We start from the raw sequence: 18773 nt of genomic DNA on the forward strand, positions 1-18773 counted from the left end.
AAGAAATAAAAACAATGGATTGAGTAGTAAAATGTTATAATTCCAGTATAATTCTTTGTGAAAAGAGTAAATACACATGAAAGAAAACAATAATCCTATGAATCCCAAAACGGAAAAATAAATAATATTAGTTGCTTTTTTATTCAAAATTACAAACAATAATAATATAGCTATCAATGAATAAATACTATTCAAATAAGAAATTGGAGTTTTTCTTTTGGCTTCAAAAATAGTATTTGTTTCAGAAACTAAAGGTTTGTTCTTGTGTGAAATGTTTTTTAAATTATCATATAAATCTAACGGAAGAAAAATAGCAGTGGCCTGATCGTCTACTTTTCTTCCAAAAATTAGATTAATGCCCAATTGCTCATAAAAATGATTTTCAGCATACGGATATAAAACTTCTCTGTATGTTGAACTATTAATATTTTTCTTAACAATGGGTTTGTTTTCCAGTACTTCATTTACAATGTCAATCACTTTTGTGGTGCAATTTCTATCGATAAATTTATAAGTATAAAATGTATTTTCTGGTAAAAGGGAAGTGTTTAGTTTGTTAAATAAATTCTGTTTTTCAATAAGAGATAAGTTTAAAACCTGCTCGAAAATAGAACGATTGTCTTCTCTGTAACTGTACTCAAAATCTACATAAGGATAAGATGTCGCATAATATTGTAAATCTCCTTTTGTAAATTTTGCAACAAAATTTTCTGTAGTAAAATCAAACATTCCGTAATTGTAAACCAAGTCGATATTCAATTTAGAATCTTGGATCCTCAATGCAGTATGTCCGTATAAAGAATGTACTTCGTCAGCAAGTCCTACGGTGATAATGCTAATTTTTGTGTTCTCGGAAATGGAAAATTGTTGGCAATAGCCCATCGAAAATTGTATAAAACAAAACAGAAAAAGTGTTTTTTTTGTCATTGGAACAAATTTATCGGAAGATACTTAAATCAACTTTCAACGAAAATACGTTTGAATATAAAGCAGCACTTTGGTTTCCTAAATCGGTTAGTGCATAATCGATAGCAATTCCTTTGTACTGAAATCCCACGCCAAGATTAGGCTGAAATCCTATTTTTTTGCTACCATCAATTTGTTGTATTTTTTGAAAATTACCAAAACCAGCTCTTAAAAAAGCCAAATTGTTATAACCAAATTCAAATCCTAAAGCGGGATCTATACTCGCAAAACTTGTAGAAATTAAATCATTTGTTTGTTGAAATTGCATATTCAAATTTGCTGAAGCCAACAAGCTTGTGTCATTATGAAATTCGTATTTTTTAGCTACACCAAGTTGTACTTTTGGTAAAGTGATTTCGCTACTTTCTGGTAAATCTTGGTTTTGTAACGGGTTTAATGTTTGTGCGTCTTTTATTTTTTGAAATTCCTTTTCATTAATATTCCAAATATTATAAGTAGTCGTAATATCACGAACCATGAGTCCCAATTGCCAATCGTTTTTTTCAAATTGAAAACCCAAGTCGAAACCAAATCCCCATGAACTTGCAAAATCTCCAATAATTCTGCGAATTACTTTAGCATTTACACCATATTGAAATCCTTGTACTGGCAATTTTCGGGCGTAAGAAAAGGTAAAACCATAATCTGCGGTCGAAAATAAGCTAATTCTGTTGTAATCTATGTTTCCGTTGGCATCAATCAATTGGGTGGTGTTCAGAATATCATCAACACCAAAACGTATAATAGATGCACCCCAAGCACTACGATCATCTATTTTTTTAGCATAAGCTGCATAATCATATTGTGCAATATTTGCAAAATAATTAGCATGCATAAGAGAAGCTTCACTGTCTTCGATTTTTAGTAAACCTGTGGGATTCCAATAACCCGAATTTACATCGCCAGAATGCGCCACCATAGTGTTTGCCATGCCAAAAGCACGAGCATCGACACCAATATTCATAAATTCGTTCGAATATTTACGAATCGTTTGCGCTTTTGTAAAGCTAAATGTTACTAAAAATATAAAAAGTATGAGTTTTTTCAATGAAAATTAATTTGTACAAAGATTAAATAAAAATCTGATATAATAAACGCATCGATGTATAAACTTATTGTGTTAAATTTGCTGAATCGATAATTAAATTATTTCAAATGAACATCAAAAAACATATTCCCAATATTATCACTTTGTTAAATCTTTTTTGTGGTTGCATTGCTCTGGTTTTTGCATTTCAGCAAGAATTCGAATTGGCATTTTATTTTGTTTGTTTGGGTATTTTCTTTGATTTTTTTGATGGTTTTTTTGCTCGATTGTTTAAGGTTTCGGGTCCATTGGGTTTGCAATTAGATTCATTGGCAGATATGATAACCAGTGGTGTTGTGCCTGGCGTTATTATGTTTCAATTGCTTTTGAAATCGTTTGGAGAAGAAAAAACAATTAGTATTTCTTCTTGGGATAATTCGGTAATGATTTTGCCTTTTTTAGGATTTATAGTAACTCTTGGGGCTTGTTATCGTTTGGCAAATTTTAATATCGATACCCGTCAAACAGATTCATTTATAGGGTTGCCAACGCCTGCCAATGCTTTGTTTATTTTGAGTTTGCCTCTTGTTTTGCTAAATCCAAACCTAGAGTTTATTACAAGTTCGCTTCAAAATCATTGGGTTCTTATTGCAATTTCTATAGTTAGTGCTTATGTTATGAATGCCGAAATTCCTCTATTTTCATTGAAAGTAAAAGATTTTACCTTCAAGAAAAATGCTTTACAAGTTTTATTTTTGGCTTCTTCGGTATTGTTATTGCTTGTTTTTAGATATTTAGGAATTTCTATGATTATTGTTTTTTATGTCTTGCTTTCGGTTGTGAATAATATGATTAATAAAAAATAATAAATTAATGGCTGTACGAAAATCAGTAAAGTCTAAAAAGCAAAAAATATTTTTTAAGAGCAATACGTTTTACAAATGTCTTTTTATCGCATTTATTTTGCTAATTATATACAGTCAGCGAAATGTTTTGACCTATTATTTAGGTTTTAAAACCGATAAAATTATTGTAGAAACCAGAATTGCTCCGCTCGATAAAGTATTAGATGCACACATCGAAAAATCCTTCGGTATCGATATTTCTGAATACCAAGACAAAATAGATTGGGATAGTCCCAAAGAAATAGAAGGTGGTTTTCCTGTCGAATTTGTTTTTATTCGTGCCACTGTTGGTAATGATAGAAGAGATTATAAGTTCAAAAAATATTGGAAAAAAGCCAAAGAGAGTAAGCTTATTTGTGGTGCTTACCATTATTATCGTCCCAACGAAAATTCGATCGAGCAAGCCAATAATTTCATTAAAAATGTCAGATTGCATAAAGGTGATTTTCCGCCTGTGTTGGATATTGAAAGACTACCCAAAGAACAATCTATCGAAAGGTTAAAAGTTGGGTTGCAACGTTGGCTAGATGTGGTCGAAAAACATTATGGTGTAAAACCGATTATTTACAGTAGCGAAAGTTATTACAACGATTTTCTAAAAGAAGATTTCTCAGATTATCCTTTCTGGATTGCAAATTATACTGCTTTTTATACTGATATTGATTCCGATTGGTCTGTTTGGCAAGTAACCGAAAACGGAAAAGTAAGCGGAATAAAAGGTTGTGTAGATGTAAATATTTATAACGGAACTTCTTTAGATTTGAAGGAATTGTTGATAGATTAATTCCCCGTGTACAAATACAGATTTAATTTTGAGAATAACTATTCTACCTTTATTTTAAGGACTAAGATATTTTTGCATTATTATAATTATTTAAAATGAGTAGAATGGTCTAGAAAAATATTCTGTGTTTATTTTTTCTTTTATTTTAAATAAGAAAAATTATCCAAAAAAATCTATTTGTGTAGTTTAATTTGCTGATTTTTAGTATTGTTATTAAAATATTATTTATATAACTTTATATTTGTAAAAAAAAACAAATTAACTTCATATGTTAGACTTTGTAATAATCGGAGCAGCTCAAGCAGGATTATCAATGTCTTATCATTTACAAAAACTCGATAAGACCTATTTAGTAGTTGATAGCGGAAATGAAATAGGAGGATCTTGGTTAAGTAGATGGGATTCTTTAAAATTATTTACTCCAACGGAATACAACCATTTGCCAGGATTAAAATTTGATACTCCCAAGGGATATTATCCTGATAAACACGATGTGGCAAAATACTTTAAGCAATATGTAGCGAAATTTGAAATTCCAATACAGTTTAATACCTTAATTACTTCAGTAAAAAAGACGGAAAATGGTTTTCTTATTAGCCATGTGGATGGGTATTTTGAAGCTAAAAATGTAATTGTAGCAACAGGACCATTTCATACACCTTATATACCAGCATTTTATTCAAAAATTACTGGAGAGATAACGCAATTGCATAGTAATTTTTACAAATCTATAAATCAATTACAAGAAGGTGACGCTTTAGTGGTTGGAGGAGGAGATTCTGGCTATCAAATTTTAGATGAAATTTCTAAAGATAAATGTAGAACCGTTTATTTCTCTGGAGATACGAATGTGAAGTCTATTCCACAAGAATTTTTAGGAAAAACACTTTGGTGGTGGTTTACATTAATTGGTTTTTTGAGATTTAACAAATACAGTTGGATAGGACAAAAAATTAGAGCCAACATACAACCCGTTATTGGTACCGATGTAAAAGAGATTCTTTCACGCAGCAATGTCATTGCCGTGGGGAGAACAAATGATGCTTTAGAGGAAACTATTTATTTTGAGAAGAAGGAAGTTTCTAACATTAAAAATATTGTTTGGTCAACTGGATATCGTCCCAATTTTATCTGGATTGATGGTTTAGAATTAGACAATGACAACTATCCCAAAAATTACAGAGGCGTAAGTGATATCGAAGGTCTCTATTTTATTGGATTACCATGGATGTACACCAGAGGCTCTGCCACATTAGGGGGAGTATCTAAAGACGCAAGTTATTTGGCAAATATAATTAAAACTAAAAAAAATTAAAATGAACGAATGTTTTGATGATTTAGGAAAAGAGCATAGAGCAGACGGTTCTATGTGGTTTAACGACCTTAAAAGAGAAAGACAAAATGGTCCTAGTTTAACTACTAACAGATACGAATCGTGCGATTTTTCTACAAAATCTGTGCATTCTGGGCAATATGACGACCCGTTAACAAAGGCATTGGGGACACCAATTTATCAAAGCTCTACTTTTTACCTTTCAGAAGGTGTGTATGACTCTATTCACGAAGGTAGCGCTAGAGATCAAATGATATATACCCGCTATGGAAATCCATCGCAGTGGGCAGTGCAAGAAAAAATATCTGCATTGGAAAACGCAGAAAGTACCATTGTTTTTGCTTCAGGGATGTCTGCTATTTCTTCAGCTATTTTGTCTGTATTGGAGAAAAGTTCCCACATGGTAACATCAAGAGATTTGTATGGTGGTACCTATAATTTATTGTATGAGGATTTGCAACGTTTCGGAATGTCAGTAAGTTATGTGTCTCCAACAGACATCAATGAAATTGAAGCTGCTATTCAGGAAGATACAAAATTGTTGTATTTTGAATCGTTAACCAATCCGTTGTTAAAAATGGTGCCTGTTGAAGATTTAGTTGCTTTAGGTAAAAAATACAAACTAAGAGTCGTTATCGACAATACTTTTTTAACACCTTATAATTTAAGAGTGCTTGATTATGGTGTAGATTTGGTTATTAATTCAGGAACAAAATATCTAGGAGGACATTCTGATATTGTTGCTGGAGCGGTTTCTGGTTCTCGTAAATTAATGGACGGAGTTTGGGGGCAAATGCTAAAAAACGGTGGTTCATTAGACCCTCATGCTTGTTTTTTATTAGAAAGGAGTTTAAAAACGTTTGCCATTAGAATGCGAACTCATAACCAAAACGCAAAAGAATTAGCCGTATATTTAGAGAATCATCCAAAAATTAAAAGAATTTATTATCCAGGTTCTCCAAGTTATGCACAAACCGAATTAGCTGCAAAACAGTTAAACGGAAAATGTTCTGGAATGATGAGTTTTGAAGTTGTTGGCGGAAATAAAGCAGCACATTATTTATTAGATAATTTAAAACTAACCAAACAAGCTACCAGTTTAGGTGGTGTAGAAAGTTTGGGATCGTTGCCTTACAATACTTCTCAAGCCTCATTAACAGAAAATCAACAAAAAGAAATTGGTATTAATGAAGGATTAGTGAGATTATCCGTAGGTATTGAAGATATTGAAGATTTGAAAAAAGATTTTGAAAGAGTATTAAACACATTATAATATAAGCTATGTTAAATAATATAAATATTGCAGGTTTAAGCGAATTTGCAAACGAAGTAAAAACTTCGCCAAAAGAAGGAAAAGCAAAATACGGAATCGAATTGAATTGGGTTTCTGGAACAAAATCGGTTGTTAAGACAAAAAATATGCAATTGGGTGACCATAAATTAGTTCGAAATTTCGAATTTACTATTGACGAGCCAGCACAGTTATTAGGCATCAATTCTTTTCCTAATCCACAAGAGTATTTGTTAGGTGGATTAGCTGGTTGTATGGCAGTTACCTTTATTGCTGGTGCCAGTTTAATGGAAATTGCTTTAGAAAGTTTATCGTTAGAAATTGATGGTGAATTAGATTTGAAAGGTTTTTTAGGAATAGATGAAACCGATCACGTAGGATTTCCAGAGTTAAAATATACTTTTAATGTGAAAGGAAATGGAAGTAAAGAACAATATGAAACTTTAATGAAAAGAGTAATGCGTCATTCACCAAATTATGCAACAGTAGCCTCAGAAGTAAAGATGGTAGGAACTTTGAATGAATTATAATATGAGTTACTTTTTTAAGTAACGAAATTCCTGAAAAATGAATAATTTGATAATTCCTCTTTTTTAATAAGACTTTGTGAAATTTAAAATTTCGCGAAAAAATAATGAGGCTTTAAAGCCTCATTATTTTTTATTTACATACTTTATAGGGTTCCGTCCTATTTTTCATTCGGTTCTCTAAATATTCTAATTAAAACTCCAATTTCTTTCTTCTTAACTCAAAGTTCTGACCTAAATAAACCCTGCGAACCATTTCGTCTTCTACTAATTCTTCTGGCACACCCGCTTTTAAGATTCCACCTTCAAACATCAAATATGTTTTGTCTGTAATAGCTAGTGTTTCCTGTACGTTATGATCTGTAATTAAAATTCCGATATTCTTATTTTTAAGTTGGGCTACAATTCTCTGAATGTCTTCTACAGCAACGGGATCTACTCCTGCGAAAGGTTCATCTAACAAAATAAATTTAGGATCGGTTGCTAAACAACGCGCAATTTCGGTACGACGACGTTCTCCTCCTGATAATAAATCGCCGCGATTGGTACGAATGTGTTGCAAGCTAAATTCATCAATTAACGATTCCATTTTTGCTTCTTGTTCCGCTTTAGATAAATTTGTGAGTTGCAAAACACTTAAAATATTATCTTCGATACTCAGTTTTCTAAAAACAGAAGCTTCTTGTGCTAAATATCCAATACCGTTTTGTGCTCGTTTGTACATAGGATAATCGGTAATATTCATATCATCTAGATAAATATTCCCAGAATTTGGTTTTACTAAACCTACAATCATATAAAAAGAAGTAGTTTTTCCAGCGCCATTCGGACCTAATAAACCTACAATTTCTCCTTGATTTACTTCGACCGAAATGCCTTTTACAACACTTCTGCCTTTATAGGTTTTTACTAAGTTTTCTGCTCTTAATATCATTCTTTATGGTTATTTGTTGATTTGGTAATTCGTTAATTCGGTAAATTAACGAATTAACGAATTACCAAATCAACAAATTAACAATTATTTAGTTTTCTTCCTCAAGTGCTTCCCAAAATTCGTATGCACGACGTAAGTGAGGAATCACTATGGTTCCGCCTACTAAAGTGGCAATACTCATGGCTTCCATCATCTCTTCTTTTGTAATTCCATTTTTGTGAACGGTTTCTAAATGATATTTGATACAATCATCACAACGCAAAACCGCAGAAGCGACTAATCCTAAAAGCTCTTTAGTGCGAACATCGAGTAAGCCTTCTGTAAATGCATTGGTATCGAGATTAAAAATTCTTTTGATGACTTTATTGTTGTCAGCTAATAATTTGTCGTTCATTTTAGAACGATAATCGTTAAATTCAGTTGCTAAGTTGCTCATTTTTTTTTTCTTTTTTTACTACAAATACCGATATAAATATACTGGCTTCATATATTAATAACATAGGAATTGCGACCGTAATTTGACTCACAACATCTGGTGGCGTAACAATTGCTGCAATAATTAGAACAATTACAACAGCATATTTTCTGTAAGTTCTTAAGAAATTCGGAGTTACTAATCCTAATTTGGTTAAGAAATAAATAAGGATTGGTAATTCGAAAAATAAACCACTGGCAATAACCGATGTTTTTATCATTCCGATATACGAATCGAGATTGAATTCGTTTTTTACGACAGCACTAATTTTAAATGTTGCCACAAAATTGATAGACATAGGGACTATAACAAAGTAACCAAACAAAACCCCTAAAAAAAACAATATGGATGCTGAGAATATAAATAATTTTGCGTTTTTCTTTTCTTTGTCATACAATGCGGGACTAATAAATTTCCATAATTCCCATAAAATAAAAGGGAATGCAAGGATGAATCCTGCTGTAATACAAGTCCAGACAAATACATTTACTTGTCCTTCCATACTAGTGTTTTGAATGATAAAAGGCAATTCGGTAATGCAAATACTATCGGCAAACCCTAAATAATGTGAAGCATCACAAAAAAAACGGTAAGTGATAAAATTAGCATTTGTTGGTCCAAAAATAATAGTATCGAATATATAATCGCTAAAAGAATAAACAACACACGCCATAACAATAATAGCGATGGTGCTTCGTACTAACAACCATCTTAATTCTTCAAGATGGTCAAGAAATGACATTTCGCTGAGATTTTTCTTTGCCATTATACTATTCCTTCTTTTAAAATATCGTGTAAATGTAAAACGCCAGCATATTTATCTCCGTTTTCTACAACCAATTGTGTAATTGAAAAATCTTCTAAAATGTTAAAAGCATCAACAACCATGGCTGAATATTGAATTGTTTTCGGATTTTTAGTCATAATGTCTTTAGCCGTAAGGTGCGAAAAAGTATCATTATTGTTTAGCATTCTACGAATATCACCATCGGTAATGATTCCAATTATTTTTTCATTCTCTACAACTGCAGTCACGCCCAAACGTTTTTCTGAAATTTCAAAAATCACATTTTTAATAGATGAATCTGGACTAACCATTGGTTTGTGACTCATATCGAGCATGTCGCTCACACGAAGTAATAATTTTTTACCCAAAGCGCCACCTGGGTGGTATTTTGCAAAATCTTCACTTTTGAAGTTTCTCATTTCCATCAAACAAACTCCGATTGCATCACCCATAACTAGTTGTGCAGTAGTGCTATTTGTAGGCGCTAAGTTAATGGGGCAAGATTCGGCATCGACCGTAGTGTTTAAAACACAATCAGATTCTTTAGCCAAAAAGGAAGTCATATTTCCAGTAATTGCAATTAAGGTATTTCCAAAACGTTTCAAGATTGGAACCAAAGCTTTTATTTCGGGGCTATTGCCACTTTTTGAAATACAAATGACTACATCATCCGGCTGAACCATGCCTAAATCACCATGAATGGCTTCGGCAGCATGCAAAAATATACTTGGTGTTCCAGTCGAGTTGTAAGTTGCTACCATTTTTTGAGCAATAATAGCACTTTTCCCTATTCCTGTAACGACCAATCTTCCATTAGATTGATAAATAATTTCGACAGTTTTTACGAAGTCATCGGTAAGATAATCAGTTAGTTTAGCAATTGATTGACTTTCTGACAACATCGTTTTTTTGGCTGAAGCCAATATGTTTTCTTTTGATATCAAAACAGAATATTTTAAATTTGTGTATGTAAAAGAAATTTGTATCTTTATGTTCCCGCAAATTTATATAAAATACTATTACTAAAGAATGAATTCACACGAAATTGATATTCACAAGGAATTAAAAAAATATTTTGGTTTTAACCAATTTAAAGGTTTACAAGAACAGGTGATAAAAAGTATCGTAGCCAAGCACAATTCGTTTGTAATTATGCCTACTGGTGGCGGTAAATCTTTGTGTTATCAGTTGCCTGCATTGATGCAAGAAGGAACGGCAATCGTTGTTTCGCCACTTATTGCTTTAATGAAGAATCAAGTCGATGCGATACGAAGTTTGTCTTCGGAAGCAGGAATTGCTCATGTACTCAATTCGTCTTTAACAAAAACCGAAATTGCTCAGGTTAAAAAAGACATCTCTTCTGGCTTAACCAAATTATTATATGTTGCACCAGAATCTCTTACAAAAGACGAATATGTTGCTTTTCTTCAAAAAGAAACAATCTCTTTTGTAGCCATCGATGAAGCACATTGCATCTCAGAATGGGGACACGATTTTAGACCAGAATACAGGAATTTAAAAAACATCATAAAATTACTCGGCGATGTTCCAATTATTGGACTAACAGCTACTGCTACGCCAAAAGTGCAAGAAGATATCTTGAAAAATCTCGATATGCCTGATGCAAATACTTTCAAAGCATCATTTAATAGACCAAACTTATACTACGAAATACGTACCAAAACTAAAAATGTTGAATCGGATATTATTCGTTTTATTAAGCAACATAAAGGTAAATCTGGAATTATATACTGCTTAAGTCGCAAAAAAGTTGAAGCGATTGCACAAGTTTTACAAGTAAACGGAATTTCGGCAGTGCCTTATCATGCAGGATTAGACGCAAAAACTAGAGCCAAACACCAAGATATGTTTCTCATGGAAGATGTAGATGTTGTAGTGGCAACGATTGCTTTCGGAATGGGAATAGACAAGCCAGATGTTCGTTTTGTTATACACCATGATATTCCAAAATCACTAGAAAGTTATTATCAAGAAACAGGTCGTGCAGGTCGTGATGGTGGCGAAGGTCATTGTTTGGCTTACTATTCGTATAAAGATGTAGAAAAGCTAGAAAAGTTCATGTCTGGGAAACCAGTTGCCGAGCAAGAAGTTGGTTTTGCCTTACTGCAAGAAGTGGTGGCTTATGCCGAAACTTCTATGTCACGACGTAAATTTTTATTGCATTATTTTGGAGAAGAATTTGACAATGAAACAGGTGACGGCGGCGATATGGATGACAATATGCGCAATCCAAAGGTGCAAGTTGAAGCCAAAGATCAAGTTGTAAAACTGATAGAAGTAATTCGAGATACCAAGCACATATACAAATCGAAAGAAATTGTATATACGCTTATGGGAAAAATAAATGCAATGATTAAGGCGCATAAAACCGATACTCAAAAACTTTTTGGCTGCGGAAAAGCATTCGATGAAAGGTATTGGATGGCGGTTTTAAGATTGGCTTTAGTAGACGGATTATTATCAAAAGATATAGAAACTTACGGGATTATTAAAGTTACAGATAAAGGATTGGATTTTATAAAAAATCCACAATCATTTATGATGTCAGAAGATCATGAGTACAGCGAAACCGAAGACGAAGCTATTGTGTCAGCCTCAAAAGTGTCAGGAACTGCAGATGAAGCACTAATGTCTATGTTGCGTGATTTGCGTAAAAAAGTAGCCAAAAAACTAGGAGTACCTCCGTTTGTAGTATTTCAAGATCCTTCGCTCGAAGATATGGCACTTAAATATCCTATTACTTTAGACGAGTTAAGTAATGTTCACGGAGTAGGAGAAGGGAAAGCTAAGAAATACGGAAAAGACTTTATAGAACTTATTTCTAGTTATGTAGAAGATAATGAGGTTATGCGTCCAGACGATTTGGTTGTCAAATCTACCGGAGCAAATTCAGTAAATAAACTGTACATTATTCAGAATATTGACAGGAAATTATCGCTCAAAGATATTGCTAAAGCAAAAGGTTTAGATATGAATACGTTGCTCAAAGAAATGGAGCAAATTGTAAATTCTGGTACCAAACTAAATATAAAATATTGGGTTGATGAAATGCTAGACGACGATCAGCAAGAAGAAATTCATGATTATTTTATGGAATCCGAATCTGATGATATAGAAGACGCGCTCAAGGAATTTGATGGCGATTATGATATTAATGAATTACGATTAATGCGAATTAAGTTTATTAGCGAAGTTGCGAATTAGACTAAATAAACTTCTCCACGATGTGGTTTTAGGGCATCACGAACGGCAATCATATTCTCATCGGTCACAACCATAAAAGCGATAGCGTGCATATCATTTATTACTTCAAAACCTGTAATGTTTAAAGGAAATTTTTCAATAACAATGTATTCTTTCAAATGAATTTCGTGGTGTTCGGCAGTTTTTGCAGCAGCTTGTCCTCTAAAATCCCAAATTAGTTTTATTTGTCTAGACATTTTATAAAGTTTCTAATGCGCAAAGTTACAAAGTTTATTAGTTATAAAACTCATTTATAAATCCACTTCAAATTCTTACTTTTGCAACCGAATCGACTTTACAAAAATGCCAAAAGAACTTTTACTTCAAGTTACTCCCGAAATCGCTGCAAATGAAAATTTGCTAAAAGAATATTTATCGAAACAAATAAAAGTTTCTGTTAAAGATATTCAGCATATTTCGATTTTAAAACGTTCTATTGATGCACGTCAGAAAGCCATAAAAATAAATTTAAAAGTCAATATTTATCTTCAAGGAGAAAATTTTGTAGAACAAAAAATGCAACTCCCAGAATACAAAGACGTTTCAAATTCACAAGAAGTAATTGTAATAGGAGCAGGGCCAGCAGGACTTTTTGCCGCTTTGCAATTGATAGAATTGGGTTTAAAACCAATTCTCATCGAGCGTGGAAAAGATGTTCGTGGTCGTCGCCGAGATTTAAAAGCCATCAATGTTGATCATATTGTAAATGAAGATTCTAATTATTGCTTTGGAGAAGGCGGAGCAGGAACTTATTCTGATGGAAAACTCTACACTCGTTCCAAAAAACGTGGCGATATAGATAGAATTCTGAAGTTACTAGTCGCTTTTGGTGCCACACCAGACATTTTGGTAGAAGCACATCCACACATTGGAACCAATAAATTACCACAAATTATTCAGGATATTCGAGAGAAAATCATCGAAATGGGCGGAAAAGTCCTTTTCGAAACTCGTGTGATGGATATTTTAGTCAAAAATAACGAAGTACAAGGTGTTGTAACTCAAAATGGAGATACCATTGTTGCCGATAAAATTATATTAGCTACAGGACATTCGGCCAGAGATATTTTCGAATTATTAGACAGAAAAAAGATTTTTATCGAAGCCAAGCCTTTTGCATTGGGCGTTCGTGCAGAGCATCCACAAAGTTTGATAGACCAGATTCAATATTCCTGCGATTATCGTGGCGAACATTTGCCGCCAGCACCATATTCTATTGTGAAACAAGTAAATGGTCGCGGAATGTATTCGTTTTGTATGTGCCCCGGCGGTGTAATTGCGCCTTGTGCGACGAGTCCTGGCGAGGTTGTAACCAATGGTTGGTCGCCATCTAAACGAGATCAAGCCACTGCGAATTCTGGAATTGTAATCGAATTAAAACTAGAAGATTTCAAGCCATTTGAAAAATTTGGTGCTTTGGCTGGAATGGAATTTCAAAAAAGTATCGAGCAAAAAGCATGGCATTTGGCTGGAGAAACTCAAAAAGTTCCAGCACAACGAATGATCGATTTTACCCAAAATAAAGTTTCATCAAATATCCCAAAAACATCTTATGTTCCCGGAACGACTTCGGTAGAAATGGGTCAAGTTTTTCCTGATTTTTTATCACAAATATTGCGAGAAGGTTTTTCTGAATTCGGAAAATCGATGAAAGGTTATTTGACTAATGAAGCCATTTTACATGCACCAGAATCTAGAACATCATCGCCAGTTCGAATTCCAAGAGATGAAATCACGTTAGAACACTTGCAAATAAAAGGATTGTATCCTTGCGGAGAAGGAGCGGGATATGCTGGTGGAATTATTTCGGCAGCTATCGATGGTGAGAAATGTGCCTTGAAAATTGGGGAGCGTTTGTTGCAATAAATTTCTGAAATAGAAATTTAATTATTTTGTAGATTTGATAAATTTTAAAAACAACAAATGGCAATTGCAATAAATGATGTTATAGGTTATTTAGAAATAAACGCGAATACACTAATTGACTATTCGCCTAAACTAATTACTGCTTTTTTTATTCTTTTTGTAGGCCATTATGCTATTAAAATTTTTAAAAGATTAATTAGCAGAAAAGTACGAAAAAGAGAATTCGAGCCCACACTTTCTAAATTTCTTATCGATATTCTTATTTGGGTATTGCGTGTTTTGCTTTTTGTAACTTTTATATCTAAATTAGGAATAGAAACTGCTTCTTTTGTAGCAATTATTGGTGCTGCAGGTTTGGCAATAGGTCTTTCTTTACAAGGATCATTATCTAATTTTGCTGGAGGAATTCTTATTATACTTTTCAAACCATTTGAAGTTGGCGACTCAATCGAAGCGCAAGGTATTTCTGGAACTGTAGTCGAAATTCAAATATTTGTGACCAAATTAATTACGGGAAATAACCAAACGATATTTGTGCCCAATGGAAGTTTGTCTAACGGAAATATTATCAATCATTCGTTGGAAGGAACTCGTCGTGCGGATTTGTCGGTTTCAGTGTCGTATGATGCCGATTTGAAAAAGACAAAAGAAATAATTCAACGTATTTTAGATGCCAATGATAAAATACTAAAAGACCCAAAACCATCAATTGATGTGATTGCCCTTACTGATATTTCGGTAAAATTAGCAATTCGTCCTTGGACAACTAATGAAAATTTTTCATCAGTTTGCTCGGAAACTCTAGAAAGCTGTAAAACCGAATTGCATCTTGCAGGTGTTGTTTTAAAAAATCAATAAACGTTTAGTAATTCAGTCGTGATTATTTATAAGTTTGAATTAGAACATCAGTTGGAATATTTAAGAATTCGTGTAACTTTCTAATCATTTCAAGAGATAATTTCCTTTTGCGATTTAGAATTTCGCTTGCACGGCTTTTTAGACCTACAATATTTGCCAAATCATTTTGATTATAGCCCATTTGTTCCATTCTGAATTTTATTGCTTCTATTGGATCTGGTAAACCAATAGGGAAGTGTTCGTTTTCGTATTGGTCTATCAAAATCCCAAGTACTTCAAGTTCATCTCCTTCTGGCGTACCATTTTTTGAGTCAAAAATCATATCAAGTCTTTCAAGTGCTTGATTGTAATCTTTTTCTGTTTTTATAGGTTTAATTTCCATAGCTGTTAGATTTCGTTTGCGTTAATTTTGTCATATTCTGAATGCGTTCCAATGAATCGAATCCAAATCATTTGATAATCATAATTTATTTTGACTATCAATCTATAATTGTTACCTTTTATATTGAAAACAACTCGATTATCGTTCAAAATACTTGCACTTGGATATTCTTGCTTTATCTCATTTGGATTTTTCCATTCCGCTTTATTTGCCTCTTGAAACCAAGCCTTTAATTGTTGTTCACAATCGGCATGGGATTCCCAAAAATCTCTCAATATTTTTTTTGCAATTACTCTCAAGTGTTTTAATTTTAGACAAAGATAATAAAAAGTTCCCAAAACGGGAAACTATTTTTAAAGTATTATGGATACGAATGATAAAATACTCAAAACCATCAATCGATGTGATTGCGCTTACTGATGTTTCGGTAAAACTAGCAATTCGTCCTTGGACAGCTAATGAAAATTTTTCGTCAGTTTGCTCAGAAACTTTAGAAAGTTGCAAAACCGAATTGCATCTTGCGGGAATTGTTTTAAAAAATCAGTAACGTTTTGTGGCTTTAAGAAGTTGGGGATTTGTAAGCCTGAAACTTTCGATTAAGCACTGAAAATCAAAAGGATAAAACAAATTTTAAATTAAGCCTAAAACCCAAATCTTGCTAAAATGCTGTTAGTTGTAGTTGTATTATGCCTTCTTGTAATCGTTCATATTAGTATTTAGATAAACTTTATATTTTTTTTTATTTAATAAAAGAAGAGTCTTATTATTTTCTTTAATTAAATAAGCTATTTCATAAGAATAAAATGTCAAGTTTTCTCCATATGACACTAGTTTGTTGTCTAGAAAATAAAACCTATCTAAAGCATCAAGCATATTAAGAACTTGTTCTAATAAATCTGTTTCAATATTAGAATTTAGAATTAAAACTTCATTAAGTAAAGCTTTAACTTTGTCAGTTTTATATTTTAAGTATTCACGCCAATTATTGAATTGATTTATTTTGATTTCTGTAACAGGTAAAACTGGATTGATTTTTTCACAAGCTGCTTGCACAATATCTTTTGTAATTTCTGGTAATTTCTCTTTTATATTTAATGTTTCACATAACCAAGTTAACTCATTTGAAGCTGAAACCAACTTATTTCGAATATAACTATTTGACTTTACATTGCGATTTTCTTTAGGTAAATGTTGATTTATTAGAAAGAAAAAAAATGTTGCCACAATCGAATAGCAGATTTTTAAATACATCTCACCAATGGTATAAATGGTATAATTAGGAGATTGATATTCTTTGAGAACAAGTTCAATCAAAAAAATAGAAGAAAACGAAATTAAAAATGCAAATTTAATCTCGTTTCTCACAGACATTAGTTTGTCAATCAGAGTTATTGACTTTCGTTTATTTTTCTTCATGTTATTAATTTTCTTCAGGTTTTTCAATAATTACAGCTAACTTACAAATTTGACTGATAATTATTCTTATTTTTTAAACCTAGAATCGTCACGTTTTATAAATTCGATTCTTCTTTTTGGTGCTTCTACTTTAGGAAAACTCGCTTCCTCAGTTTTGCTAGATGGTTCGATGAGGTTGTTTAATTCTTCGATTTCAGCATCAGTCAAATCTCGGTAACGACCAACAGGAACATCTAACGAAATATTTATGATTCGAATTCTTTTTAGCGAAGTAACTTCGTAACCCAAATATTCGCACATTCTACGAATCTGTCGGTTTAAACCTTGTGTTAATACAATTTTGAAAGTGGTTTTGCTTATTTGCTCAACCTTACATTTCTTAGTTACGGTGTCCAAAATTGGGATTCCGTTACTCATTTTTTGAATGAATCTGTCGGTAATTAGTTTGTTTACTGTTACGGTATATTCTTTTTCGTGGTTGTTTCTTGCGCGCAGGATTTTGTTTACAATATCACCATCGTTAGTCATAAAAATAAGACCTTCGCTGGCTTTGTCTAATCGTCCAATTGGGAAAATTCGTTTCGGATAATTAATAAAATCGACAATATTATAACGTACATCTAAGTTTGTGGTACATTCAATTCCTACAGGTTTGTTGAAAGCGAGATAAACTGGTTTTTCAGTTTTTTCTCGAACTAATTTCCCGTCGACACGTACTTCGTCGCGATGCGAAACTTTGGTTCCCATTTCTGGAACGACGCCATTTATCGTAATGCGACCTTCGTCGAGTAATTTGTCTGCTTCACGACGCGAGCAATAGCCTGTTTCTGATAGAAATTTATTAATACGGGTTAAGTTTTCTTCCATTTTGCAAAGATAAGGATTTCTGGATTGTCACAAGTCATAAAGTTATAAAGTCATAAAGTCTGCAAGTATTTCTGAATTTTGCTTTTAGCCCTGATGTCCCGATAGCTATCGGGATGACAATCCTTTTTTTCGTCAGTTCGAGTTCCTCGCTTTTTTAGCGAGGAGTATCGAGAACACGAAAAAAAGATTGAAACGACAGCAGGAAACTAGATTCCTGAAAATGCCCGAAAGATTACGCTTCAAATAAAAACTGATAAATGGTTTGGTTTAATTTATCGTCGTGCATGCTGTGACCAAGGTTTTGAGTTTCTATAAATTGTGCATTTTTCCAAGCTGAGGCAATTTTTTTTGCTTCCGAAAAATCAATGACATCATCATGAATGTCATGTGCAACAATGCCTGAAATTGTACTGTTTTTTAGAAAATTTTGACTTGTAAATTCGTCGGTATTTACATTAAATCGTTGTTTGATGTAGGTTTTGATGAGTTGACAGACTTTAGAATTTAGTCCCAACAGATTAATATAATTTTGCATTAAAACATTAAAATCTGACGGAGAACCCAATAATATCATTTTTTCGAGATGATTTTGTTGGTAATTGTGCTGATAATAGGCACAAGCTACACCGCCCATCGAGTGTCCGATGATGAATTTTGGTTGGTAAATTTTAGAAAAGACATTGATAAATTCGGCATAAACAGGAATGTTAAATTCTTTGCCACTACTCAAACCGTGTGCTGGTGCATCGATAGCAATAATGGTACTTCCGGACTTTATTAACAACCGAATTAGTTTTTCCCAACGTGCGGCATTGCTTTCCCAACCGTGAACTAGTAAGATTTTATTTTCATTACCTTGCCAGGTGTAAGTTTGAAAATAATGCTGGTCGTGACTAATGGTTTCTTTTGTGGCTTCTTGCAAAATTTCGGGAAGGTTGTCAGGTAATAATCTACCATTTCTAGGCTCACTAAAATAGCCGTAAGCCATAACCAATGCCTTGTCTGGCATTATATAACTTAGTAAGTTAATATAAAACCCAATGGTTTTTGTGAGTATTAATATGTAAATTTTTTGCATAAAAAAAGCCTTC

At 32.9% G+C, this 18773-nt stretch carries 21 protein-coding genes; 9 read left to right on the forward strand and 12 right to left on the reverse strand.

The genetic code is table 11. The features are described 5' to 3' along the window. Both ACH2BG_RS01995 and ACH2BG_RS02000 read right to left on the reverse strand, forming a co-directional pair. Positions 1-927 (reverse strand): DUF4105 domain-containing protein (locus tag ACH2BG_RS01995; protein WP_395046057.1); only part of this gene is annotated, 927 nt, incomplete at its 3' end. Positions 928-937: 10 nt separating this feature from the next. Further along, a complete protein-coding gene (locus ACH2BG_RS02000) occupies positions 938-1930 on the reverse strand; it encodes a PorV/PorQ family protein (protein ID WP_395046110.1) in 993 nt (330 codons plus the stop codon). A gap of 191 nt (positions 1931-2121) precedes the next feature. On the opposite strand from ACH2BG_RS02000, the gene ACH2BG_RS02005 reads away from it, so the two are divergent. The 5 genes from ACH2BG_RS02005 (at position 2122) to ACH2BG_RS02025 (ending at position 6836) form a co-directional block, all read left to right on the forward strand. Next, positions 2122-2859 (forward strand): CDP-alcohol phosphatidyltransferase family protein, encoded by a 738-nt coding sequence (locus tag ACH2BG_RS02005; RefSeq protein ID WP_395046058.1) that lies wholly within the window; start codon positions 2122-2124, stop codon positions 2857-2859. 7 nt (positions 2860-2866) lie between these two features. Further along, positions 2867-3682, forward strand: coding sequence for a glycoside hydrolase family 25 protein (locus ACH2BG_RS02010; protein ID WP_395046059.1), 816 nt, complete (start codon positions 2867-2869; stop codon positions 3680-3682). 268 nt (positions 3683-3950) lie between these two features. Continuing rightward, entirely contained in the window at positions 3951-4997 is a 1047-nt protein-coding gene (locus tag ACH2BG_RS02015) for a flavin-containing monooxygenase (protein WP_395046060.1), read from the forward strand. A 1-nt stretch (position 4998) separates the two neighbouring features. Then, a complete protein-coding gene (locus ACH2BG_RS02020; protein ID WP_395046061.1) occupies positions 4999-6288 on the forward strand; it encodes a trans-sulfuration enzyme family protein in 1290 nt (429 codons plus the stop codon). 8 nt (positions 6289-6296) lie between these two features. Next, positions 6297-6836, forward strand: coding sequence for an OsmC family protein (locus tag ACH2BG_RS02025; protein ID WP_395046062.1), 540 nt, complete (start codon positions 6297-6299; stop codon positions 6834-6836). Positions 6837-7026: 190 nt separating this feature from the next. Here ACH2BG_RS02025 and lptB read toward each other — a convergent pair whose 3' ends face one another. The 4 genes from lptB to ACH2BG_RS02045 form a co-directional block, all read right to left on the reverse strand. Next, complete coding sequence (lptB, locus tag ACH2BG_RS02030; protein ID WP_394758851.1) at positions 7027-7767, reverse strand: LPS export ABC transporter ATP-binding protein; 741 nt, start codon at positions 7765-7767, stop codon at positions 7027-7029. 88 nt (positions 7768-7855) lie between these two features. Beyond that, positions 7856-8203, reverse strand: a complete 348-nt coding sequence (locus ACH2BG_RS02035) for a carboxymuconolactone decarboxylase family protein (protein ID WP_395046063.1) — start codon at positions 8201-8203, stop codon at positions 7856-7858. Continuing rightward, positions 8184-9008 (reverse strand): twin-arginine translocase subunit TatC, encoded by an 825-nt coding sequence (gene tatC / locus ACH2BG_RS02040; protein ID WP_395046064.1) that lies wholly within the window; start codon positions 9006-9008, stop codon positions 8184-8186. The genes ACH2BG_RS02035 and tatC overlap by 20 nt, the downstream gene beginning before the upstream one ends. After that, the gene (locus tag ACH2BG_RS02045; protein WP_395046065.1) at positions 9008-9973 is read right to left on the reverse strand and encodes an SIS domain-containing protein; all 966 of its coding nucleotides are present in this window, start codon (positions 9971-9973) and stop codon (positions 9008-9010) included. The genes tatC and ACH2BG_RS02045 overlap by 1 nt, the downstream gene beginning before the upstream one ends. Positions 9974-10058: 85 nt before the next feature. Here ACH2BG_RS02045 and recQ point away from each other — a divergent pair, with 85 nt between their 5' ends. Further along, positions 10059-12254: a DNA helicase RecQ gene (recQ, locus tag ACH2BG_RS02050; protein WP_395046066.1), complete on the forward strand. Its 2196-nt coding sequence runs from the start codon at positions 10059-10061 to the stop codon at positions 12252-12254. Here the strand turns inward: recQ and ACH2BG_RS02055 are convergent. Continuing rightward, on the reverse strand, positions 12251-12490 hold the full coding sequence (locus ACH2BG_RS02055; protein ID WP_395046067.1) for a hypothetical protein: 240 nt from the start codon (positions 12488-12490) through the stop codon (positions 12251-12253). The genes recQ and ACH2BG_RS02055 overlap by 4 nt on opposite strands. Before the next feature lie 106 nt (positions 12491-12596). Between ACH2BG_RS02055 and ACH2BG_RS02060 the strand changes: the two genes are divergently transcribed. Then, positions 12597-14159, forward strand: coding sequence for an NAD(P)/FAD-dependent oxidoreductase (locus tag ACH2BG_RS02060; RefSeq protein WP_395046068.1), 1563 nt, complete (start codon positions 12597-12599; stop codon positions 14157-14159). A 57-nt stretch (positions 14160-14216) separates the two neighbouring features. After that, positions 14217-15017, forward strand: a complete 801-nt coding sequence (locus ACH2BG_RS02065) for a mechanosensitive ion channel family protein (RefSeq protein ID WP_395046069.1) — start codon at positions 14217-14219, stop codon at positions 15015-15017. Positions 15018-15039: 22 nt separating this feature from the next. Here ACH2BG_RS02065 and ACH2BG_RS02070 read toward each other — a convergent pair whose 3' ends face one another. Then, a complete protein-coding gene (locus ACH2BG_RS02070) occupies positions 15040-15399 on the reverse strand; it encodes a type II toxin-antitoxin system HigA family antitoxin (RefSeq protein WP_395046070.1) in 360 nt (119 codons plus the stop codon). A 5-nt stretch (positions 15400-15404) separates the two neighbouring features. Next, positions 15405-15698 (reverse strand): type II toxin-antitoxin system HigB family toxin, encoded by a 294-nt coding sequence (locus tag ACH2BG_RS02075; protein ID WP_395046071.1) that lies wholly within the window; start codon positions 15696-15698, stop codon positions 15405-15407. Between the two features lie 74 nt (positions 15699-15772). Between ACH2BG_RS02075 and ACH2BG_RS02080 the strand changes: the two genes are divergently transcribed. Continuing rightward, a complete protein-coding gene (locus tag ACH2BG_RS02080; RefSeq protein ID WP_395046072.1) occupies positions 15773-15946 on the forward strand; it encodes a hypothetical protein in 174 nt (57 codons plus the stop codon). 137 nt (positions 15947-16083) lie between these two features. On the opposite strand, the gene ACH2BG_RS02085 is transcribed toward ACH2BG_RS02080, so the two are convergent. The 3 genes from ACH2BG_RS02085 to ACH2BG_RS02095 form a co-directional block, all read right to left on the reverse strand. Then, a complete protein-coding gene (locus ACH2BG_RS02085) occupies positions 16084-16815 on the reverse strand; it encodes a hypothetical protein (protein WP_395046073.1) in 732 nt (243 codons plus the stop codon). Between the two features lie 66 nt (positions 16816-16881). After that, entirely contained in the window at positions 16882-17682 is an 801-nt protein-coding gene (gene rluF, locus ACH2BG_RS02090) for a 23S rRNA pseudouridine(2604) synthase RluF (protein WP_395046074.1), read from the reverse strand. Between the two features lie 232 nt (positions 17683-17914). Next, positions 17915-18760 carry an alpha/beta hydrolase gene (locus ACH2BG_RS02095; RefSeq protein WP_395046075.1) on the reverse strand — a complete coding sequence of 282 codons (846 nt, stop codon included), beginning with the start codon at positions 18758-18760 and terminating at the stop codon, positions 17915-17917. Positions 18761-18773: the final 13 nt, after the last annotated feature.

The organism is Flavobacterium sp. (assembly GCF_043779715.1).
Classification (GTDB): Bacteria; Bacteroidota; Bacteroidia; order Flavobacteriales; family Flavobacteriaceae; genus Flavobacterium.

Excerpts from the sequence above, each read along its gene's own strand:
- ACH2BG_RS02020 (WP_395046061.1), top strand. The coding sequence starts at position 4,999 with ATGAACGAATGTTTTGATGATTTAGGAAAAGAGCATAGAGCAGACGGT.
- ACH2BG_RS02010 (WP_395046059.1), top strand. The coding sequence starts at position 2,867 with ATGGCTGTACGAAAATCAGTAAAGTCTAAAAAGCAAAAAATATTTTTT.
- lptB (WP_394758851.1), bottom strand. The coding sequence starts at position 7,767 with ATGATATTAAGAGCAGAAAACTTAGTAAAAACCTATAAAGGCAGAAGT.
- ACH2BG_RS02060 (WP_395046068.1), top strand. The coding sequence starts at position 12,597 with ATGCCAAAAGAACTTTTACTTCAAGTTACTCCCGAAATCGCTGCAAAT.
- ACH2BG_RS02015 (WP_395046060.1), top strand. The coding sequence starts at position 3,951 with ATGTTAGACTTTGTAATAATCGGAGCAGCTCAAGCAGGATTATCAATG.
- ACH2BG_RS02065 (WP_395046069.1), top strand. The coding sequence starts at position 14,217 with ATGGCAATTGCAATAAATGATGTTATAGGTTATTTAGAAATAAACGCG.
- ACH2BG_RS02055 (WP_395046067.1), bottom strand. The coding sequence starts at position 12,490 with ATGTCTAGACAAATAAAACTAATTTGGGATTTTAGAGGACAAGCTGCT.
- ACH2BG_RS02070 (WP_395046070.1), bottom strand. The coding sequence starts at position 15,399 with ATGGAAATTAAACCTATAAAAACAGAAAAAGATTACAATCAAGCACTT.
- ACH2BG_RS02035 (WP_395046063.1), bottom strand. The coding sequence starts at position 8,203 with ATGAGCAACTTAGCAACTGAATTTAACGATTATCGTTCTAAAATGAAC.
- ACH2BG_RS02000 (WP_395046110.1), bottom strand. The coding sequence starts at position 1,930 with ATGAATATTGGTGTCGATGCTCGTGCTTTTGGCATGGCAAACACTATG.
- ACH2BG_RS02080 (WP_395046072.1), top strand. The coding sequence starts at position 15,773 with ATGATAAAATACTCAAAACCATCAATCGATGTGATTGCGCTTACTGAT.
- tatC (WP_395046064.1), bottom strand. The coding sequence starts at position 9,008 with ATGGCAAAGAAAAATCTCAGCGAAATGTCATTTCTTGACCATCTTGAA.
- ACH2BG_RS02085 (WP_395046073.1), bottom strand. The coding sequence starts at position 16,815 with ATGAAGAAAAATAAACGAAAGTCAATAACTCTGATTGACAAACTAATG.
- rluF (WP_395046074.1), bottom strand. The coding sequence starts at position 17,682 with ATGGAAGAAAACTTAACCCGTATTAATAAATTTCTATCAGAAACAGGC.
- ACH2BG_RS02025 (WP_395046062.1), top strand. The coding sequence starts at position 6,297 with ATGTTAAATAATATAAATATTGCAGGTTTAAGCGAATTTGCAAACGAA.
- recQ (WP_395046066.1), top strand. The coding sequence starts at position 10,059 with ATGAATTCACACGAAATTGATATTCACAAGGAATTAAAAAAATATTTT.
- ACH2BG_RS02095 (WP_395046075.1), bottom strand. The coding sequence starts at position 18,760 with ATGCAAAAAATTTACATATTAATACTCACAAAAACCATTGGGTTTTAT.
- ACH2BG_RS02005 (WP_395046058.1), top strand. The coding sequence starts at position 2,122 with ATGAACATCAAAAAACATATTCCCAATATTATCACTTTGTTAAATCTT.